The sequence below is a fragment of the uncultured Agathobaculum sp. genome (assembly GCF_963927765.1).
In the GTDB taxonomy this organism is placed as follows: domain Bacteria; phylum Bacillota; class Clostridia; order Oscillospirales; family Butyricicoccaceae; genus Agathobaculum.
In genome coordinates, this window is record NZ_CAWVCU010000036.1 from 19,250 (window position 1) to 34,743 (window position 15,494).

14 protein-coding genes are annotated in these 15,494 nt (G+C 58.7%); 9 read left to right on the forward strand and 5 right to left on the reverse strand.

Annotated elements, in window-relative coordinates:
* Window positions 1-22: 22 nt before the first annotated feature.
* A complete protein-coding gene (locus ABGT74_RS02700) occupies window positions 23-532 on the reverse strand; it encodes an asparagine synthase C-terminal domain-containing protein (protein WP_346704372.1) in 510 nt (169 codons plus the stop codon).
* 69 nt (window positions 533-601) lie between these two features.
* On the opposite strand from ABGT74_RS02700, the gene ABGT74_RS02705 reads away from it, so the two are divergent.
* Both ABGT74_RS02705 and ABGT74_RS02710 read left to right on the forward strand, forming a co-directional pair.
* Window positions 602-1,183 carry a xanthine phosphoribosyltransferase gene (locus ABGT74_RS02705; RefSeq protein ID WP_346704359.1) on the forward strand — a complete coding sequence of 194 codons (582 nt, stop codon included), beginning with the start codon at window positions 602-604 and terminating at the stop codon, window positions 1,181-1,183.
* Between the two features lie 232 nt (window positions 1,184-1,415).
* On the forward strand, window positions 1,416-2,849 hold the full coding sequence (locus ABGT74_RS02710; protein ID WP_346704360.1) for a solute carrier family 23 protein: 1,434 nt from the start codon (window positions 1,416-1,418) through the stop codon (window positions 2,847-2,849).
* Window positions 2,850-2,897: 48 nt separating this feature from the next.
* Here ABGT74_RS02710 and ABGT74_RS02715 read toward each other — a convergent pair whose 3' ends face one another.
* Window positions 2,898-4,244: an MATE family efflux transporter gene (locus ABGT74_RS02715; RefSeq protein WP_346704361.1), complete on the reverse strand. Its 1,347-nt coding sequence runs from the start codon at window positions 4,242-4,244 to the stop codon at window positions 2,898-2,900.
* Window positions 4,231-4,671: a helix-turn-helix domain-containing protein gene (locus ABGT74_RS02720; protein ID WP_297283725.1), complete on the reverse strand. Its 441-nt coding sequence runs from the start codon at window positions 4,669-4,671 to the stop codon at window positions 4,231-4,233. Before ABGT74_RS02720 ends, ABGT74_RS02715 begins: the two co-directional genes overlap by 14 nt.
* Before the next feature lie 252 nt (window positions 4,672-4,923).
* Between ABGT74_RS02720 and ABGT74_RS02725 the strand changes: the two genes are divergently transcribed.
* From ABGT74_RS02725 to ABGT74_RS02740, 4 genes are read left to right on the forward strand one after another with little or no spacing between them, the layout of a single operon-like run.
* The gene (locus ABGT74_RS02725) at window positions 4,924-5,727 is read left to right on the forward strand and encodes an FAD binding domain-containing protein (protein WP_346704362.1); all 804 of its coding nucleotides are present in this window, start codon (window positions 4,924-4,926) and stop codon (window positions 5,725-5,727) included.
* Window positions 5,728-5,730: 3 nt separating this feature from the next.
* Complete coding sequence (locus ABGT74_RS02730; RefSeq protein WP_346704363.1) at window positions 5,731-6,192, forward strand: (2Fe-2S)-binding protein; 462 nt, start codon at window positions 5,731-5,733, stop codon at window positions 6,190-6,192.
* Window positions 6,192-8,492, forward strand: coding sequence for a molybdopterin cofactor-binding domain-containing protein (locus tag ABGT74_RS02735; protein WP_346704364.1), 2,301 nt, complete (start codon window positions 6,192-6,194; stop codon window positions 8,490-8,492). Before ABGT74_RS02730 ends, ABGT74_RS02735 begins: the two co-directional genes overlap by 1 nt.
* Window positions 8,489-9,058, forward strand: coding sequence for a nucleotidyltransferase family protein (locus ABGT74_RS02740; RefSeq protein ID WP_346704365.1), 570 nt, complete (start codon window positions 8,489-8,491; stop codon window positions 9,056-9,058). The genes ABGT74_RS02735 and ABGT74_RS02740 overlap by 4 nt, the downstream gene beginning before the upstream one ends.
* 63 nt (window positions 9,059-9,121) lie before the next feature.
* Here the strand turns inward: ABGT74_RS02740 and ABGT74_RS02745 are convergent, their stop codons facing one another.
* Window positions 9,122-10,681 (reverse strand): recombinase family protein, encoded by a 1,560-nt coding sequence (locus ABGT74_RS02745; protein WP_346704366.1) that lies wholly within the window; start codon window positions 10,679-10,681, stop codon window positions 9,122-9,124.
* Between the two features lie 324 nt (window positions 10,682-11,005).
* On the opposite strand from ABGT74_RS02745, the gene ABGT74_RS02750 reads away from it, so the two are divergent.
* Window positions 11,006-11,617, forward strand: coding sequence for a hypothetical protein (locus ABGT74_RS02750; RefSeq protein WP_346704367.1), 612 nt, complete (start codon window positions 11,006-11,008; stop codon window positions 11,615-11,617).
* Here ABGT74_RS02750 and asnB read toward each other — a convergent pair.
* On the reverse strand, window positions 11,553-13,049 hold the full coding sequence (gene asnB / locus ABGT74_RS02755) for an asparagine synthase (glutamine-hydrolyzing) (RefSeq protein ID WP_346704368.1): 1,497 nt from the start codon (window positions 13,047-13,049) through the stop codon (window positions 11,553-11,555). The genes ABGT74_RS02750 and asnB overlap by 65 nt on opposite strands.
* Before the next feature lie 351 nt (window positions 13,050-13,400).
* Here asnB and ABGT74_RS02760 point away from each other — a divergent pair, with 351 nt between their 5' ends.
* Window positions 13,401-14,552 (forward strand): acyl-CoA dehydrogenase, encoded by a 1,152-nt coding sequence (locus ABGT74_RS02760; protein WP_346704369.1) that lies wholly within the window; start codon window positions 13,401-13,403, stop codon window positions 14,550-14,552.
* Between the two features lie 22 nt (window positions 14,553-14,574).
* Window positions 14,575-15,375, forward strand: coding sequence for an acryloyl-CoA reductase electron transfer subunit gamma (gene acrB / locus ABGT74_RS02765; protein ID WP_346704370.1), 801 nt, complete (start codon window positions 14,575-14,577; stop codon window positions 15,373-15,375).
* The last annotated feature ends 119 nt before the right edge of the window (window positions 15,376-15,494 follow it).

The following is a 15,494-nucleotide window of genomic DNA, read 5'->3' on the forward strand; positions in this document are numbered from 1 at the left end:
TTCGCCGCCGCACAGCATCCAGTCACACCAGACACACCTTATACTGCCGCAGCCAGCGGTCGATCTGGATGATATAGGCGAAAATCTGCGGGGTGCGCATGAGTTGACCGTACCACGGTTCCGCCAGACTTTCCGGCTTTTCCATGAGCGCTTCGACTGCGGCATGGTTAAACAGATGCGCGGCAATGGAGTCGCTGTCCTCAAAAATGCGGCGGACATAGTCCGCGCACAGACGGGTGTAGGCCGGATGGAAGGTCTTGGGATAGGGGCTTTTTTTGCGCACGACGATTTCCTCCGGCAGTTCGTGCGCAAATGCGCGGCGCACAACGCCTTTTTCCCGTCCGTCCAGCGCCTTGAAATCCCATGGCATGTTATAGGCATACTCGACAATGCGGTGGTCGCAGAAGGGAACGCGCACCTCCAGACCGGAATACATGCTCATGCGGTCCTTGCGGTCGCGCAGCGTTGCAGCAGGATACCGACCGGAGAAAATCAGAAATGTGTAAAAATCCGCGAAAAAAAGGGTATACAGCGCGCGCGAAAAATGTTATGCTTTTAACAAGAACTTATGAGGATGAAACGGACAAGGAAGAGCAAGAGCATGGAACTTTTGAAAGAACGAATCAGGAAAGACGGCGTCATCAAAGAGGGAAATGTGCTGAAGGTGGATAATTTCCTCAATCACCAGATGGATATTGCGTTGTTCAACGAGATCGGCAAGGAATTCAAGCGGCGGTTTGCCGATGTCAAGGTGGACAAAATTCTGACCATCGAAGCCTCCGGTATCGGCATTGCGGCGATTGTGGCGCAGTATTTCAGCGTGCCGGTGGTGTTCGCCAAAAAGTCGCAGTCGATCAATCTGGACGGCACCATGCTGTCCGCGCCGATCGAATCGTTTACCCACAAGCGCAAATACGAGGTCATTGTGGCCAGCCGCTTTTTGCAGCCGGGTGAAAATGTGCTCATCATCGACGATTTTCTGGCCAACGGCTGTGCGGCGCTCGGCCTGTGCCAGATCATTGAAGCGGCGCACGCCACGGTTGCGGGCATCGGCATCGTAATCGAAAAGGGCTTCCAGTGCGGCGGCAAGATGCTGCGTGAGAAGGGCTTGCGCGTCGAGTCGCTGGCCATCGTGGACGGTATGGATGCCGAAACACAGACCGTGCGCTTCCGGGACGACTGAAAACATGAAAAACCGGCTGATATAGCCGGTTTTGTCTTTTGCGGCGGCGTGATACGGTGGCGGCTTGCGTCAAACAAGACAAGAGAAGTCGCCCGGATGCGCGGTCTGTTGGCTTATTTGTAGAAAATGCGGGCTTGGAGCAAAAAAACAGCAAAAGCAGGTGGGAGCATGCGTCTGTTTTTGTTATAATAAAAGCGCTTCATTTCACAAAACGGTAAGCAGGGAGGATAAAATGGAAAAAGAAAAGCAGAAAAACGGTGCGGCGCCGGAAAAAGAGTTTTTCGGGCCGTATGACTTTCATGCCAAGCTGCCGCTGGGACAGGCGATCCCGCTGGGTCTGCAGCATGTGCTGGCAATGTTTGTGGGCAACCTAACCCCCATCCTCATCATCACAAGCGCATGCGCCGCGATGAGCGACGCGGAGCAGTTCGCGGCGATTCAGGTATCGCTGTTGCAGAACGCAATGCTGATTGCAGGTATTGTAACGCTGGTGCAGTTGTTCGCCATCGGCCCCATTGGCGGCAAGGTGCCGATTATCATGGGCACCAGTTCGGGCTTTATCGGCGTGTTCCAGAGCGTGGCCAACGTCATGGGCGGCGGCATTCTCGCCTATGGCGCGATGATGGGCGCCTCCATCATCGGCGGCCTGTTTGAGGGCGTGCTGGGCTTCTTCCTCAAGCCGCTGCGCCGGTTTTTCCCCGCGGTGGTGACCGGTACGGTGGTGCTGTCCATCGGTCTGTCGCTCATCAGCGTGGGCGTGGCCTCGTTTGGCGGCGGTTCGGGCGCGCAGGATTACGGCTCGGTCGAAAATCTGCTGGTCGCGCTGGCGGTGCTGGTCGTTATTTTGATTTTCAAGCACTTCACCAAGGGCGTTTTGAGCTATTCGTGCATCCTGCTCGGCATTATTTTCGGCTATGTGCTGTGCGCGGTGCTGCCGTTGTTTATCTCGCCCACCGGCGTGACCGCCGAGGGCGTGGAGTACACCAAGGCGTGGGTGCTGAATTGGGACAAGGTAGCGCAGGCCAGCTGGTTTGCCGTGCCGGAAATCATGCCGGTGCCGATTGTGTTTGACGTGCGTGCAATCGCACCCGTTATGATTATGTTCATCGTCACCGCGGTCGAGACCGTGGGTGATATTTCGGGCGTCATGGAGGGCGGTATGGGCCGCGAGGCGACCGATAAGGAGCTGTCCGGCGGCATCATCTGCGACGGCCTCGGTTCCTCCTTTGCCGCTGTGTTCGGCGTGCTGCCCAACACCTCGTTCAGCCAGAACGTCGGTCTGGTCACGATGACCAAGGTCGTTAACCGTTTCGCGCTGGCATGCGGTGCGGTGTTCCTCATCCTGTGCGGTCTGTTCCCCAAGCTGGCGGCGATTGTGTCCATCATGCCGCAGAGCGTGCTCGGCGGCGCAGCGGTTATCATGTTCTCGTCCATCGTGATGAGCGGTATCCAGCTCATCACCCGTGAGCCGCTGACCGCGCGCAGCATGACCATCGTTTCGGTGGCACTCGGTCTGGGTTACGGTCTGGGCGCGAACAGCGCAGTGCTGGCTGGTCTGCCGCAGGCAGTGCGGCTGGTGTTCGGCGGTTCGGGCATCGTTCCGGCGGCGTTCGTTGCGATTCTTCTGAACGTGCTGCTGCCCAAGGAAAAACCGGCAGAAAACTGAAAATGAGATTCAAAAAAGCTCCTCTGCATCATGCAGAGGAGCTTTTTGCTATTTGGCCTTTCCGTAGTGGTACACGCCGCGCAGACGGACCAGATAGCGGATGGAAACCAGAATACCGAGCAGCTCAGCGGCGGGTACGGCCAGCCACACACCGATTTCTCCCAGAAGCAGGGGCAGAAGCAGAAGCATGCCGACCAGAAACACCAGCGTGCGGGCAAAGGAGATGATCGCCGAAACGCGTCCGTCAGAAAAAGCAGTGAACAGCGAGGAGGCGAAAATGCTCACGCCCATAAACAGGAAGGACACCGCGTAAATCGGGAAGCCCTCAATCGTGATGGCGAACACGCGGCTGCCCGCGTCGGTAAACAGAGCAAGGCTTGGTCGGATGACCGCAAGCGACAGCGCGGTGCAGAACACCGAGCACAGGATGACAAAGCCGATACAGTAGCGGAACAGCCGCCGCAGCTGCGGCGTATCCTGCGCGCCGTATTTATAGCTGAACACTGGGGCCACGCCCATCGAGAAGCCGAAAAACACGGCGGTGAACACAAACTGGAAATACAAAACGATGGTGATGGATGCAACGCCGTCCTCGCCCCAATAGTGCAGGAAAATCAGGTTGAACAGATAGGTCGTGATGGCGTTGGCGATGTTGGTGACCATTTCGGAAGAGCCGTTAGCGCAGGCGAACAGCAGCATGCGCCAGTCCGTGCGTGGACGGACGAAAAACAGCGTGCCGCGCCGGTTCCATGTGAAGAAGATCAGCCCGACCACGGCGGGGACGAGATAGCCCAGCCCCGTGGCGACGGCCGCACCCGCGATGCCCCAGTGCAAGCGCGCGATGAACACATAGTCCAGCACAATGTTGGTCAGGCCGCCGCCTACGGTCGCAGCAAGGCCCAGTCCGGGGCGTCCCGCGGTGATGAACAGCGTCTGGAACGTGGTTTGCAGGAAAAACGCGGGCGAAAACAGCATCAGCACCCGCGCATAGGTGCGGCACAGGTCAAACTGCGCCTCGCTTGCCCCGAGCGCAGCAATGATCGGGTCGAGGAAAAAGATGGCCGCCAGCAAAAACACCAGACTGACCGCGACCGACACCGTAATCAGAAACGAGAAGTTGTGCCGCGCCTTGTCCTCGTCACCCTCACCCAGCTGCCGCGCAATGACCGCGCTGCCTCCTGAAGCGAGCATGATGCCCAACGCCATCTCCAAGCAGTTAAGCGGATAGGTCATGTTGACAGCCGATAGCGCGAGCGTGCCGACATAGCGGGAAATAAACATGCCGTCCACGATGGTATACATGGAGAGGAATACCATCATAATGATATTGGGCAGCGCAAAGCGCATCAGCGAAGGCAGGGTAAACTGCCGCGCGAGCGCATTATTCTCCGGCATGACTGCGCACCTCCTCGTCCAGCCGTTCCACAAAGGCGAGATTGCATTGCACAAAAATATCGGTCAGCGGCTGCCCGAGCGAACGCAACGCGCGCGTTTCCATTTCGTACAGCTCGTGCAGGCAGCTGTCGGCGTAAGCGCGGCCGGATTCGGTCAGGCAGACCACCTTCTGCTTGCTGGCAGGCAGCGGTTCAAAACTGATGTAGCCCAGCCGCTCCAGCTCTTTGATGACCGTATTGACCGTCTGCTTCGGGATGAGCCATTCGTCTGCAATCTGTTTTTGCGTGCATTTGCGCGACTGGCCGAGTGCGTAAAGCGTCATCATGGTGTTGTAGCTCATGCCGTGCCGCTTGGCCCAGGTGCGGTACAGTTCGGTCATCTTGCAGATGCAGGTGTTGAGCTGCTCCATTTTGGCGCGCAGTTCCATAAATGCTTTCCTCCATAGTCCGAATTCGGATTATAGTATAGTACGGTTTCAGACTAAAGTCAAGCGGGGAAAATACAAATGCGGTTTCTGTGGAAAAATAGTGGAAACCGCTTTGGAAAAGCGGTCCGATATGATATAATGACTGCAAAGAGACCGGAAATTGTATGGCAGAGACCAAATGCCGGACGCTGAAAAACGCCCAAGGGGGAGCAGGCGTCGATGCGGCAAAAGACGGAAACTGAGGACGGAAGGATGGGAAAGGTGCTTTCGATCAATCAATATGTACGGGCGCAAAGTCTGGACGAGGCTTACGCGCTTTGTCAAAAGAAAAATAATGTGGTGCTGGGCGGCATGCTGTGGCTCAAGATGCACAAGCGGCAGGTCGGTACAGCGATCGACCTGTGCGATCTGGGACTGGACAAAATCGAGGAAACCGAAACCGAATACCGCATCGGCGCGATGGTGCCGCTGCGTGCGCTCGAACTGCATGAGGGATTTGCGAAACTGACGCAGGGCGCGATGGAGGAAGCGGTCAAGCATATTGTCGGCGTGCAGTTCCGCAACTGCGCGACGCTGGGCGGCAGTTTGTGGGGGCGGTTCGGCTTTTCCGATGTGCTGACGCTGTTCCTCGCGCTGGATGCGCGGGTCGTGCTGCACCACGCGGGCGAGATGCCGCTTGCGGACTTTGCGGCGCTGCCGCGCACGACGCGCGACATTTTGACCGAGGTCATCGTGCCCAAAACGGCGCGGCGGGTGGTCTATCTGTCCCAGCGGAATATTTCGACCGATTTCCCCGTGCTGACCGTGGCGCTCGCCGCACAGGACGGGAAATATACTTGTGTCGTCGGCGCGCGGCCGATGCCCGCAGTCGTTTTCACGGACGAAAAGGGCATTCTGGCGCAGGGCATCACCGAGGACAGCGCACGCGCTTTTGCGGAGGATATCGCATCCCGCGCGGTGCTGGGCGGCAACATGCGCGGCAGCGCGGACTACCGGCGCGAGATCTGCAAGGTGCTGGTGCGCCGCGCGGCGATGGCGCTGGCAAAGGAGGGATAAGGCATGGAGATCAAACTGACACTCAACGGCAAGCCGCTGACCGCGGAAATCGACGCGGACACGCTGCTGATCGACTTTGTGCGCGCGCATGGCTGCGATTCGGTCAAGCGCGGCTGCGAAACCGCAAACTGCGGCCTGTGTACCGTGCTGCTGGACGGCACGCCGGTGCTGTCGTGCAGCGTGCTGGCGGCGCGCGCGGCAGGCCATCAGGTTCAGACGCTGGAGGGCTTGCAGGAAGAAGCCGAGGACTTTGTCGGCTTTATCGCCGATCAGGGCGCGGAGCAGTGCGGCTTCTGCAATCCCGGCTTTGTGATGAATACGATCGCGCTTTTGCGCGAGAACCCCGACCCGACCGACGATGAAATCCGCGCCTATCTCGCGGGAAACCTGTGCCGCTGCTCGGGCTATGAGGGACAGCTGCGCGGCATCCGCGCTTATCTGGACAGCCGAAAGGGGGATGCATGATGGCGGAGACGAATTTTCGCGTAGTCAGTCAGCCGGTACGCAAAAAGGACGCCATGCAGCTGCTGCTGGGCAAGCCCGCCTATGTGGATGATGTGACCCCGCGGGGCTGTTTGGTGGTCAAGGTGCTGCGTTCTCCGCACGCGCATGCGCTGATTGAAGAGATCAACACGGATATTGCATGCAAGGTGCCGGGTATCGAGTGCATTTTCACTTACAAGGACGTGCCGCAAAAGCGGTTCACCATGGCGGGGCAGACCTTCCCCGAGCCGTCGCCCTACGACCGGCTGATTCTTGACCAGCGCGTGCGCTTTGTGGGCGATGCGGTGGCGATTGTAGCAGGCGAGAACGAAAAAGCGGTTGATAAGGCGATAAAGCTCATCAAAGTGAAATATCAGGTGCTGGAACCGGTTTTGGATTTCCACAAGGCAAAGGATAACCCGATTCTGGTGCATCCGGAGGACAATTGGCGGGCGCTCTGCCCAGTCGGCGCGGACAACCAGCGCAACCTGTGTGCGAGCGAATGCGGCAGCCATGGCGATGTGGATGCGGTGCTGGCGGACTGTGATGAAGTGGTGGAGCACACCTATCACACCAAGGCCTGCCAGCAGGCGATGATGGAGACCTTCCGCACCTATACCGAGATGGACCACTACGGGCGGCTGCACATCATTTCCTCGACGCAGATCGTGTTCCATGTGCGCCGTATCATTGCAAATGCGCTGGATATCCCGAAGAGCAAGATTCATGTCGAAAAGCCGCGTATCGGCGGCGGATTCGGCGCGAAGCAGTCGGTCGTAGCCGAGGTATATCCCGCGCTGGTGACGTGGAAAACCGGCAAGGCAGCCAAGATGATCTATTCCCGCGAGGAATGCCAGATCGCAGGCTCGCCGCGGCATGAAATGGAAGTCCGTGTGCGCGTCGGCGCGAACAAGGATGGCGTCATCCGTGCGATTGACGTCTATACGCTGTCTAATACGGGTGCATTTGGCGAGCACGGCCCGACCACAGTCGGCCTGTCCGGGCACAAGTCCATCCCGCTTTATACCGGCAACCTGGAGGCGCACCGCTTTGCCTATGATGTGGTGTACACCAACGTGCAGGCGGCAGGCGCGTATCGCGGCTACGGCGCAACACAGGGCATTTTTGCGGTCGAAAGCGCGGTCAGTGAGTTGGCCGACCGCTTGGGGATCGATCCGGTCGCCATCCGCGAGCGCAACATGGTGCGCGAGGGGCAGATCATGCACGCCTATTATAATGAACCCGCCAGCGCCTGTGCGCTCGACCGCTGCATGGCGCGCTGCAAGGAGCTGTTCGGCTGGGATGAGAAATATCCCGTGCGCGACATGGGAAACGGCAAGGTCCGCACCGCGGGCGTAGCAATGGCGATGCAAGGCTCTGGCATTTCGGGCGTGGACGTCGGTTCCGCTACTATCAAGCTGAGCGATGAGGGCTTCTATAACCTGTCCATCGGTGCGGCGGATATGGGCACGGGCTGCGACACCATTCTGGCGCAGATGGCGGCCGAGTGTCTGGATTGCTCGGTGGATGATATCGCGGTGTTCGGCGCGGATTCGGATGCGTCGCCCTACGATTCCGGCTCGTATGCGTCTTCGACGACCTATATCACCGGTAAGGCGGTTGAAAAGGCGTGTGCGCAGCTGAAAGAAAACCTGTGCAAAATCGCGGCGGACATGCTAGGCTGCGGCGTGGATGAGGTCGAATTTGCGGGTCGTGCGGTGCGCAAACTCGACGGTACGGGTGAGGTTTCGCTCTTCGATATCGCAACCAAGTCGATGTGCGGCAATGAGACCGCCGTGCAGGCGACTGCTTCGCATTCGTCGCCTGTCTCGCCGCCGCCGTTCATGGTCGGTATGGTCGAGATCGAGCTGGACAAGGAAACCGGACAGGTCGATGTGCTGGATTATGTCGCGGTCGTGGACTGCGGCACGCCGGTCAACCCCAACCTTGCCCGCGTGCAGACCGAGGGCGGTCTGGTACAGGGCATCGGCATGGCTCTCTTCGAGGATGTGACCTACGAGCCGACCGGACGCATCGTGGAAAACTCCTTTATGCAGTACAAAATTCCGACGCGGCTGGACATGGGTAAGCTGCGGGTGGAATTTGAGTCGAGCTATGAGCAGAGCGGCCCGTTCGGCGCAAAGTCGATTGGTGAAATCGTCATCAACACGCCTTCGCCCGCGCTGGCGCATGCCATCGCGCACGCGACCGGCGTTTGGCACCGTGAGCTGCCGATCACACCGGAAAAGGTGCTTTGGGGCATCAAAAAGGGACAAGCATGAAGCATATCCTGTTTTTAGCGTCGGGCAACAGCCGCCGCTTTGGAGAAAACAAGCTGCTGCATGTGTTGGACGGCAAGCCGCTCTACCGGCACGGACTGGACATGCTGGCGGAACTCACGCGAGAGCGGGAGGACTGCACGTTGACCGTGGTTTCCCGCTATGCGGTGGTGCGCGCGGGCGCGCAGGCGCTTGGTGTGCGCGCGGTGGACAGCCCGGAGAGCGAAAAGGGATTGTCCTACACCATCCGCGCGGGGCTGGATGCGCTCACCTTGCAGGACGGCGATTTTATCGTGTTTGTCGTGGCCGACCAGCCGTATCTGACCGCCGAGACGGTCGCGCGTCTGATGGATGCGGCAGGTCCCGGCGTGCGCATGGCGCGCGTGGTATTCGGAGAGCGGCGCGGCAATCCCAACCTGTTTTGCGCGGCGCTGGTATCCGATTTGCGCGCACTCGAGGGCGACGAGGGCGGTCGGGAGCTGCTGCGCGGCGCGGACTGCGTGCTGGTGCAGGCAGGGAGCGAGCGGGAATTATATGATGTGGATACGGTGTCCGACTTAAATGGATGAAGCAAGGCCCGTCGCAGAAGTTTTTCTTCTGCGGCGGGCTTTTTTTGTTTAGTGGTATAGCGATCAGTCGCCGTATGGCGCGCGGAACACCACTTCGATGGTATCCTCTGCGACCAGTACGCGTTCGATGGCCGCTTTAGCGATTTGCTTTTTTTCTGCGATGGTGTAGGACGGCCATTCGTCCAGCACAGCGGCAAAGAACGGTTCGAGGTCGGTCGGCTGGTTTTGGTACAGCAGCACGTCGCGTTGAGCTTTGCAGGCGCGTAGTTCATCGTTTTCTCGGTGGATCTGCGCGGAGATGATATGTATCACATCAGTTTCTTGAATGTAGGCAAGGTTTTGCGTCAGCTGACCGATGGTTTCCTCATGCTGGGCGATGGAGATTTCCAGCCGGTTGACCTGTGCGCTGCGCCGCTGCGGTGCCTGAAGCGGTATCGCGCGGTAGCTGCGCAGAAAATGCAGCAGCCGAGCTTCCACCACGCCCTCGATCTGCTCGAGCGTAACCGTTTTGCTGCGGCCGGGGCAGACTGTGCCGCCGCGCTTGCGACCGCCGCAGTTGATATAGTGTCCGTGCATGCCGCCGGGTTTGTTGACAACCGTGATGGCATAGCCGCACTTTGCGCACTTCATCAGGCCGGAAAGCCAGCTGTGTGAGCCGGAACCGCTGCTTTTGAGCGCCCGGTTCCGGTCGAGCTTGTGCTGCACTTCCAGCCAGAGGGCAGCATCCACCAGTCCTTCATGCGGGGCAAGTGTGATGCAGCAGGCCGATAAATCCGTGAATTTTCGTCCGGTCTGCTGCCGTTCGGACGGTGCGTGCGCGCGCGGTGCATAGCAATAGCACCCGCGATGCTGGTCATAGGTCTCAATCGGGTCGTTCATGGTTGCTCCTTTCCCTTGCAGATACCGGTAGACCGCCGCGTCTGCCTGCACAAACGCGGGGTTGCGCAGCAGGCGGCCGAGCGGGAGCGTCGACCAGCTGCCGCCGCGTGCGGTGCGGTGTCCATGCGCATTGAGCCATCGGACGAGTGAGCCCAGCGTTTCCCCGTCCTGTGCATAACGCTCGTAAAGCGTGCACATCAGCGCGGCCTGCTCGGGCTGGGGGACATAGCAGGCGGTGTGTTTGCCATCGACCATCGTTTGCCCTTTGGCAAAGCCGAACGGCGGACGGCCGCCCAGATACATGCCGTTTTTTGCGCGGGCGTAGTAGTTGTCGGTGACGCGCCGCTGGATGGTTTCGCGCTCGAACTGGGCAAACACCATCATGATCTGCGCCATGACCGTGCCGGACGGGCTGTCGTCCAGCGTGATGCCCTCGGTGACCGACTGGAAATGCACGCCTTTGGCGGACAGGCGGCTGCACAGTCCGGTAAAATCGTGGACAGAACGGCTGATGCGGTCGAGCCGGTAGACCAGAATTTTGTCGATCAGCCCGTCTTCCGCGTCGGTCAGAAGCTGCTGGAGGGCAGGCCGGTCGATGTTTTTGCCCGAAAAGCCCTTGTCGGTGTATACCTTGCAGCTTTCCAGTTCGCGTGCGGTCAGTGCGTCGCGGCAGAGCTGCGCTTGCTGCTCGACCGAAATGCTGTCCGCCCGTTCGACCGATTGGCGGGTGTACACGGCGACCATGCAGCAACCTCCTTTCCTGTGGTATGCGCGAGTGGTTACGGATTGGGCAGCGATCGGTCAAACCCTTGGCGGATGCGCGCAATCTGCGCTTTGAGCGCGCCCGGCGTCAGCGCCGCGCTGCCGGTGGAGACGGTTGCGGTTGTGGTCATGGGGAAAACCTCCTTGATTAGTGAAAGTGGGGAAATAAACGCGTGATTGCTCTGGTATTTTTGTGCTGGTTTGATATAATACGAATATAGGGATCGTCAAAATTGGTATGGAATGAGAAATGATGTGGGGAGGAACGCTTTTGCGCTCTGTTTGCGGAGCGGGGAGCGGTGTGCTATGAAAGAACGAGTAAAGAACGGCAGTTTGCTGGCGCTGGCGATCATCGGGATTTTGTTGATTGCCTTTTCACTGTATGGGCTGTTTTCGCAGCTTTGGGTGAAATGGCTCGACGGCAGAGAGGATGAGCCGGTGCAGACGGAAACCGCGCAGGAAGAGGTTTTGCCGGACGAAGAAATGCAGGCGCAGCCGATTGCGCCGACGGACAGCGCCGATGTGCCGGCGCCGGAGGAGGAACTGTACCAGCCGGGAGACAATCCGGATATTGATGAAGCAATCCGCGAGGAGCTGAACCGCATCCTGAACGAAACCGCCTTTTCCTACCACAACGATACGGGCAGGAACAAGGGGTATGCGGGCGAGCACCGCGCCAGCTTCACCAATCAGACCGATGTGGATTTCGGCACGATCCAATTGGAGATTTCGCTCTACAAGCTGGACAATCCGCGGCAGTACGGGGATGATGCAACCATTCCGGACGAGCCACTGGAGGTACATAATGCCTATGTTGGGCCGCTGGCCGCAGGGGAAACCGTTCCCCTATCCTTCACATCGGATACAGATGACTATAACTACTTCCTGTTCGGCTATGGCTATACCTTGGAGGAGTAGATGATCGGCTGCGGTATCCTTGTGCAACGCTTCGTTCGAGCAAGGTTGCCATAAACCAGTCCAGATTGAGCACGAACATTTCGCGCATGCGCGCATCCTTTTTGCTGTCGGTCGGCAGCTTTTCGGCGCGGCGGCAGGTGGCGAGATAGTGCTCGCGGACAAATTCCGCGCCGTCCCGCACGATGCCGGGTGCGAGCAGGCCGAGTCGCAGATCGACCGAGCGCGACCACGGGAAGGTGTCCTCGAACAGGATTTCCTCGCGGTGGTACCACGGGTAGCCGCCGAACAGCTCGTCGGCGCACTCGCCGGACAGGCACACGGTCGTGCCGCCCTGCTTGACTGCCGCGCAGAACAGCAGCAGCGAGGAGTCCACGTCCGCCATGCCGGGCAGGTCGCGCGCGTCGGTCGCGGGCAGGAGCGCGGCGCACAGGGCGTCCGGCTCGATAACAACGTTATGATGCTGCGTGCCGAGCGCCGAGACCATCATTTGGATGAACTCATCATCGCTGGTGGGTTGGAAGCTGTTTTTGGTGAAGTATTTGTCGTTGTCACGGTAATCGACCGACCAGGTATGCAGCGTTTCGCCCCGCGCGGCGTAATCCTTGGCGGCCAGCATGGACAGAATGGAGGAATCCAGTCCGCCCGACAGGAAGCAGGCAAGCGGGACATCGGACACCAGCTGCCGCTTTGCCGCGTCGCAGATCAGTTCGTGCGTGCGCTCGATGGTTTGCTCAAGGGTGTCGGTGTGCTCCCGTGCTTCCAGCTTCCAATAGGTGTGGTCGGTGTAGCCCTCGGGGGTAAGCACCGCGTAATGTCCGGGCAGCAGCGAGTCGATCTGCCGAAATACGCCGGACGCGGGCGGCCGCGCGGGGCCCAGCAGCAGTACGGCGCGCAGGCCGTCCTCATCGACCTCGGGCTCGATGGCCGGATGGCACAGCACCGCGCCAATCGTTGAGCCGAACACGATGCCGTCCTGCATGTGAGCAACAAACAGGGGTTTGACGCCCAGCCGGTCACGGCACAGGACGAGCCGCCGCTCCTTTTTCTGCCAGATGGCGAATGCGAAAATGCCGTTGAGCCGCTGGAATGCGTCTGTGTCCCATTCGAGGAAGGCGTGCAGCAGCACCTCAGTATCCGAATGGCCGCGGAATGTGTGCCCGCGTGCGATTAAGTCTTTTCGTATTTCTTCTGTATTATATAACTCTCCGTTATATACCAGCACGGTATTTCCGTCGGGTGCGTGCATGGGCTGCGCGCCGCCGTCCGGGTCAATGACGATCAGGCGGCGGTGGACGAGCACCGCGTCCGCATCCTGATAGTCGCCCGACGCATCCGGGCCGCGCGGCGTCAGGCTGCGCTGCATGCGTTCTGCCGCTGCGGCATAGCGGCGCGCGTCATGTTCATAATCGACAAAGCCGCCGATTCCACACATAGACTTTTCCTCCTTATATAATAGCCTTCTCTGCTTCTTATGCGGGAGCGGCGCGGAATATGTGAAAAACCGCTCGAATATGGTGTGAGATGCCGGCCATGCATATACAAAATGCAAACAAAAGCCGGGATTCCACACAGGGTAAAAAGAGGGAACTGCAATGGAAAAAATCGGGTCGAAAATCTCACGCAAAAGTGTGTTAAATCCTTGACATATTCTCGGCAAACGATATAATAGAAATAGACATGCTCCAAAGTAGGGTGTTGGCTTAGGACACAGCGCTGCGGCCCATGGGCATCGGGCGCTGTGTTTTTCTGTACACCCGCGAATATTTTTTGGGAGGTATATGGCATGGATTTTAGGCTTACAAAAGAAGAAGCACTGTTCCAGAAGATGTGCCGTGAGTTCGCGCTTAACGAAGTTGAGCCGCTCGCAGCCGAGATCGACGAGCAGGAGCGCTATCCGGAAGAGACTGTCCAGAAGCTGATGAAGTACGGCCTGATGGGCATTCAGTTCCCGAAGGAAGTCGGCGGTTCCGGCGGTAACTACGTCTGCTACTCGATCGCGATCGAAGAGATGAGCCGCGTTTGCGGTACCACCGGCGGCATCATGTCTGCGCACGGCACGCTGGGCGCATGGCCGATTTACGCATTCGGTACCGAAGAGCAGAAGGAAAAGTGGCTCCGCCCGCTCATCGAGCCTAAGGAAGGCGCGAAGATCGGCGCATTCGGCCTGACCGAGCCGAACGCTGGTACCGACTCCGCTGCACAGCAGACCATCGCTGAGAAGCAGGCGGACGGTTCTTACATCCTCAACGGCACCAAGGTGTTCATCACCGGCGGCGGACGCGCGGATACTTACGTTGTTTTTGCTATGACCGATAAGTCCAAGGGCAACAAGGGCATTTCTGCTTTCATCGTTGACAAGGACGATCCGGGCTTCTCCATCGGCAAGATCGAGCACAAGATGGGCATCCGTGGTTCTCAGACCGCTGAGCTGATCTTTGAAGACGTGCATTTGCCGGCTGACCGTCTGCTCGGCAAGGAGAACGGTGGCTTTAAGATTGCTATGATGACGCTGGACGGCGGCCGTATCGGCATCGCTTCCCAGGCACTCGGCATTGCGCAGGGCGCTCTGGACAAGGCGATCCAGTACATGAAGGAGCGCGTTCAGTTCGGCAAGACGCTGGACAAGTTCCAGGGCCTGCAGTGGATGGTAGCCGATATGTACACCCAGATCGAGGCTGCTCGTCTGCTGGTTCGTCGCGCTGCGTTCAACCACGACGTTGGTCTGCCGTTCACTAAGGAAGCTGCTATGGCGAAGCTGTACGCTTCTGAGGTTGCAATGGACGTTACCACCAAGTGCGTACAGATCTACGGCGGCTACGGTTACATCCGTGAGTACCCGATGGAGCGCATGATGCGTGACGCTAAGATCACCGAGATCTACGAAGGCACTTCTCAGGTTCAGAGAATGGTCATCGCCGGTCAGGTTCTGCGCTAAGGATAAGGAGGATAACTGAACTATGAAGGCTATTGTTTGTGTAAAGCAGGTTCCGGATACCTCCGGCAAGGTTGCTGTTAATCCCGACGGCACCCTGAACCGCGCATCCATGGAGACCATCACCAACCCGGACGACCTCAACGCTGTTGAGGCTGCTCTGAAGCTCAAGGACGAGACCGGCTGCAAGGTCGTTGTCGTTACCATGGGCCCCCCGCCGGCAGAAGGCATGCTCCGCGAGCTGATCGCGCGCGGCGCTGACGAAGGCGTTTTGGTTTCCGCTCGTGAGTTCGGCGGTTCGGATACCTTCGCAACCTCCCAGATTCTCGCGGCTGCGATCAACAAGATCGGCCTTGAGGACGACGACATCGTATTCTGCGGCCGTCAGGCTATCGACGGCGATACCGCGCAGGTAGGCTCTCAGATCGCTGAGAAGCTGCACATCCCGCAGATCTCCTACGCTGCCGATATCAAGAAGGAAGGCAACACCGTCACCGTTAAGCGTATGCTCGAGGACGGCTACATGACCATCCAGACCCAGACTCCGTGCCTGCTGACCTGCATCAAGGAGCTGAATGCACCGCGTTACATGTCTCTGGGCGGCATCATGGACTGCTACTCCAAGCCGGTCGAGGTTTATGACTACAACACCCTGAAGGATGATCCGCTGATCGATCCCACCACCATCGGCCTGAAGGGTTCTCCCACCAACATCTTCAAGTCCTTCACCCCCCCGCAGAAGGGCCAGGGCAAGATGCTCGAAGGTGCTGACAAGGCTACCTGCGAGACCCTCGCAGCTGAGCTTCTGAAGAAGCACATCATCTGATCGAAAGGAGAAACTATAATGGCTGAATTCAATAACACCAACCTCGCCGATTTTTCCGGCGTATGGGTATTCTGTGAGCAGCGTCAGGGCAAGCTGCAGCCGACCGTACTCGAGCTGAT

Coding starts and splice junctions, on each gene's coding strand:
- ABGT74_RS02705 (WP_346704359.1), top strand. CDS start 602: ATGGAACTTTTGAAAGAACGAATCAGGAAAGACGGCGTCATCAAAGAG.
- ABGT74_RS02730 (WP_346704363.1), top strand. CDS start 5,731: ATGGAGATCAAACTGACACTCAACGGCAAGCCGCTGACCGCGGAAATC.
- ABGT74_RS02710 (WP_346704360.1), top strand. CDS start 1,416: ATGGAAAAAGAAAAGCAGAAAAACGGTGCGGCGCCGGAAAAAGAGTTT.
- ABGT74_RS02715 (WP_346704361.1), bottom strand. CDS start 4,244: ATGCCGGAGAATAATGCGCTCGCGCGGCAGTTTACCCTGCCTTCGCTG.
- ABGT74_RS02760 (WP_346704369.1), top strand. CDS start 13,401: ATGGATTTTAGGCTTACAAAAGAAGAAGCACTGTTCCAGAAGATGTGC.
- ABGT74_RS02750 (WP_346704367.1), top strand. CDS start 11,006: ATGAAAGAACGAGTAAAGAACGGCAGTTTGCTGGCGCTGGCGATCATC.
- ABGT74_RS02740 (WP_346704365.1), top strand. CDS start 8,489: ATGAAGCATATCCTGTTTTTAGCGTCGGGCAACAGCCGCCGCTTTGGA.
- ABGT74_RS02745 (WP_346704366.1), bottom strand. CDS start 10,681: ATGGTCGCCGTGTACACCCGCCAATCGGTCGAACGGGCGGACAGCATT.
- ABGT74_RS02735 (WP_346704364.1), top strand. CDS start 6,192: ATGGCGGAGACGAATTTTCGCGTAGTCAGTCAGCCGGTACGCAAAAAG.
- acrB (WP_346704370.1), top strand. CDS start 14,575: ATGAAGGCTATTGTTTGTGTAAAGCAGGTTCCGGATACCTCCGGCAAG.
- asnB (WP_346704368.1), bottom strand. CDS start 13,049: ATGTGTGGAATCGGCGGCTTTGTCGATTATGAACATGACGCGCGCCGC.
- ABGT74_RS02725 (WP_346704362.1), top strand. CDS start 4,924: ATGGGAAAGGTGCTTTCGATCAATCAATATGTACGGGCGCAAAGTCTG.
- ABGT74_RS02720 (WP_297283725.1), bottom strand. CDS start 4,671: ATGGAACTGCGCGCCAAAATGGAGCAGCTCAACACCTGCATCTGCAAG.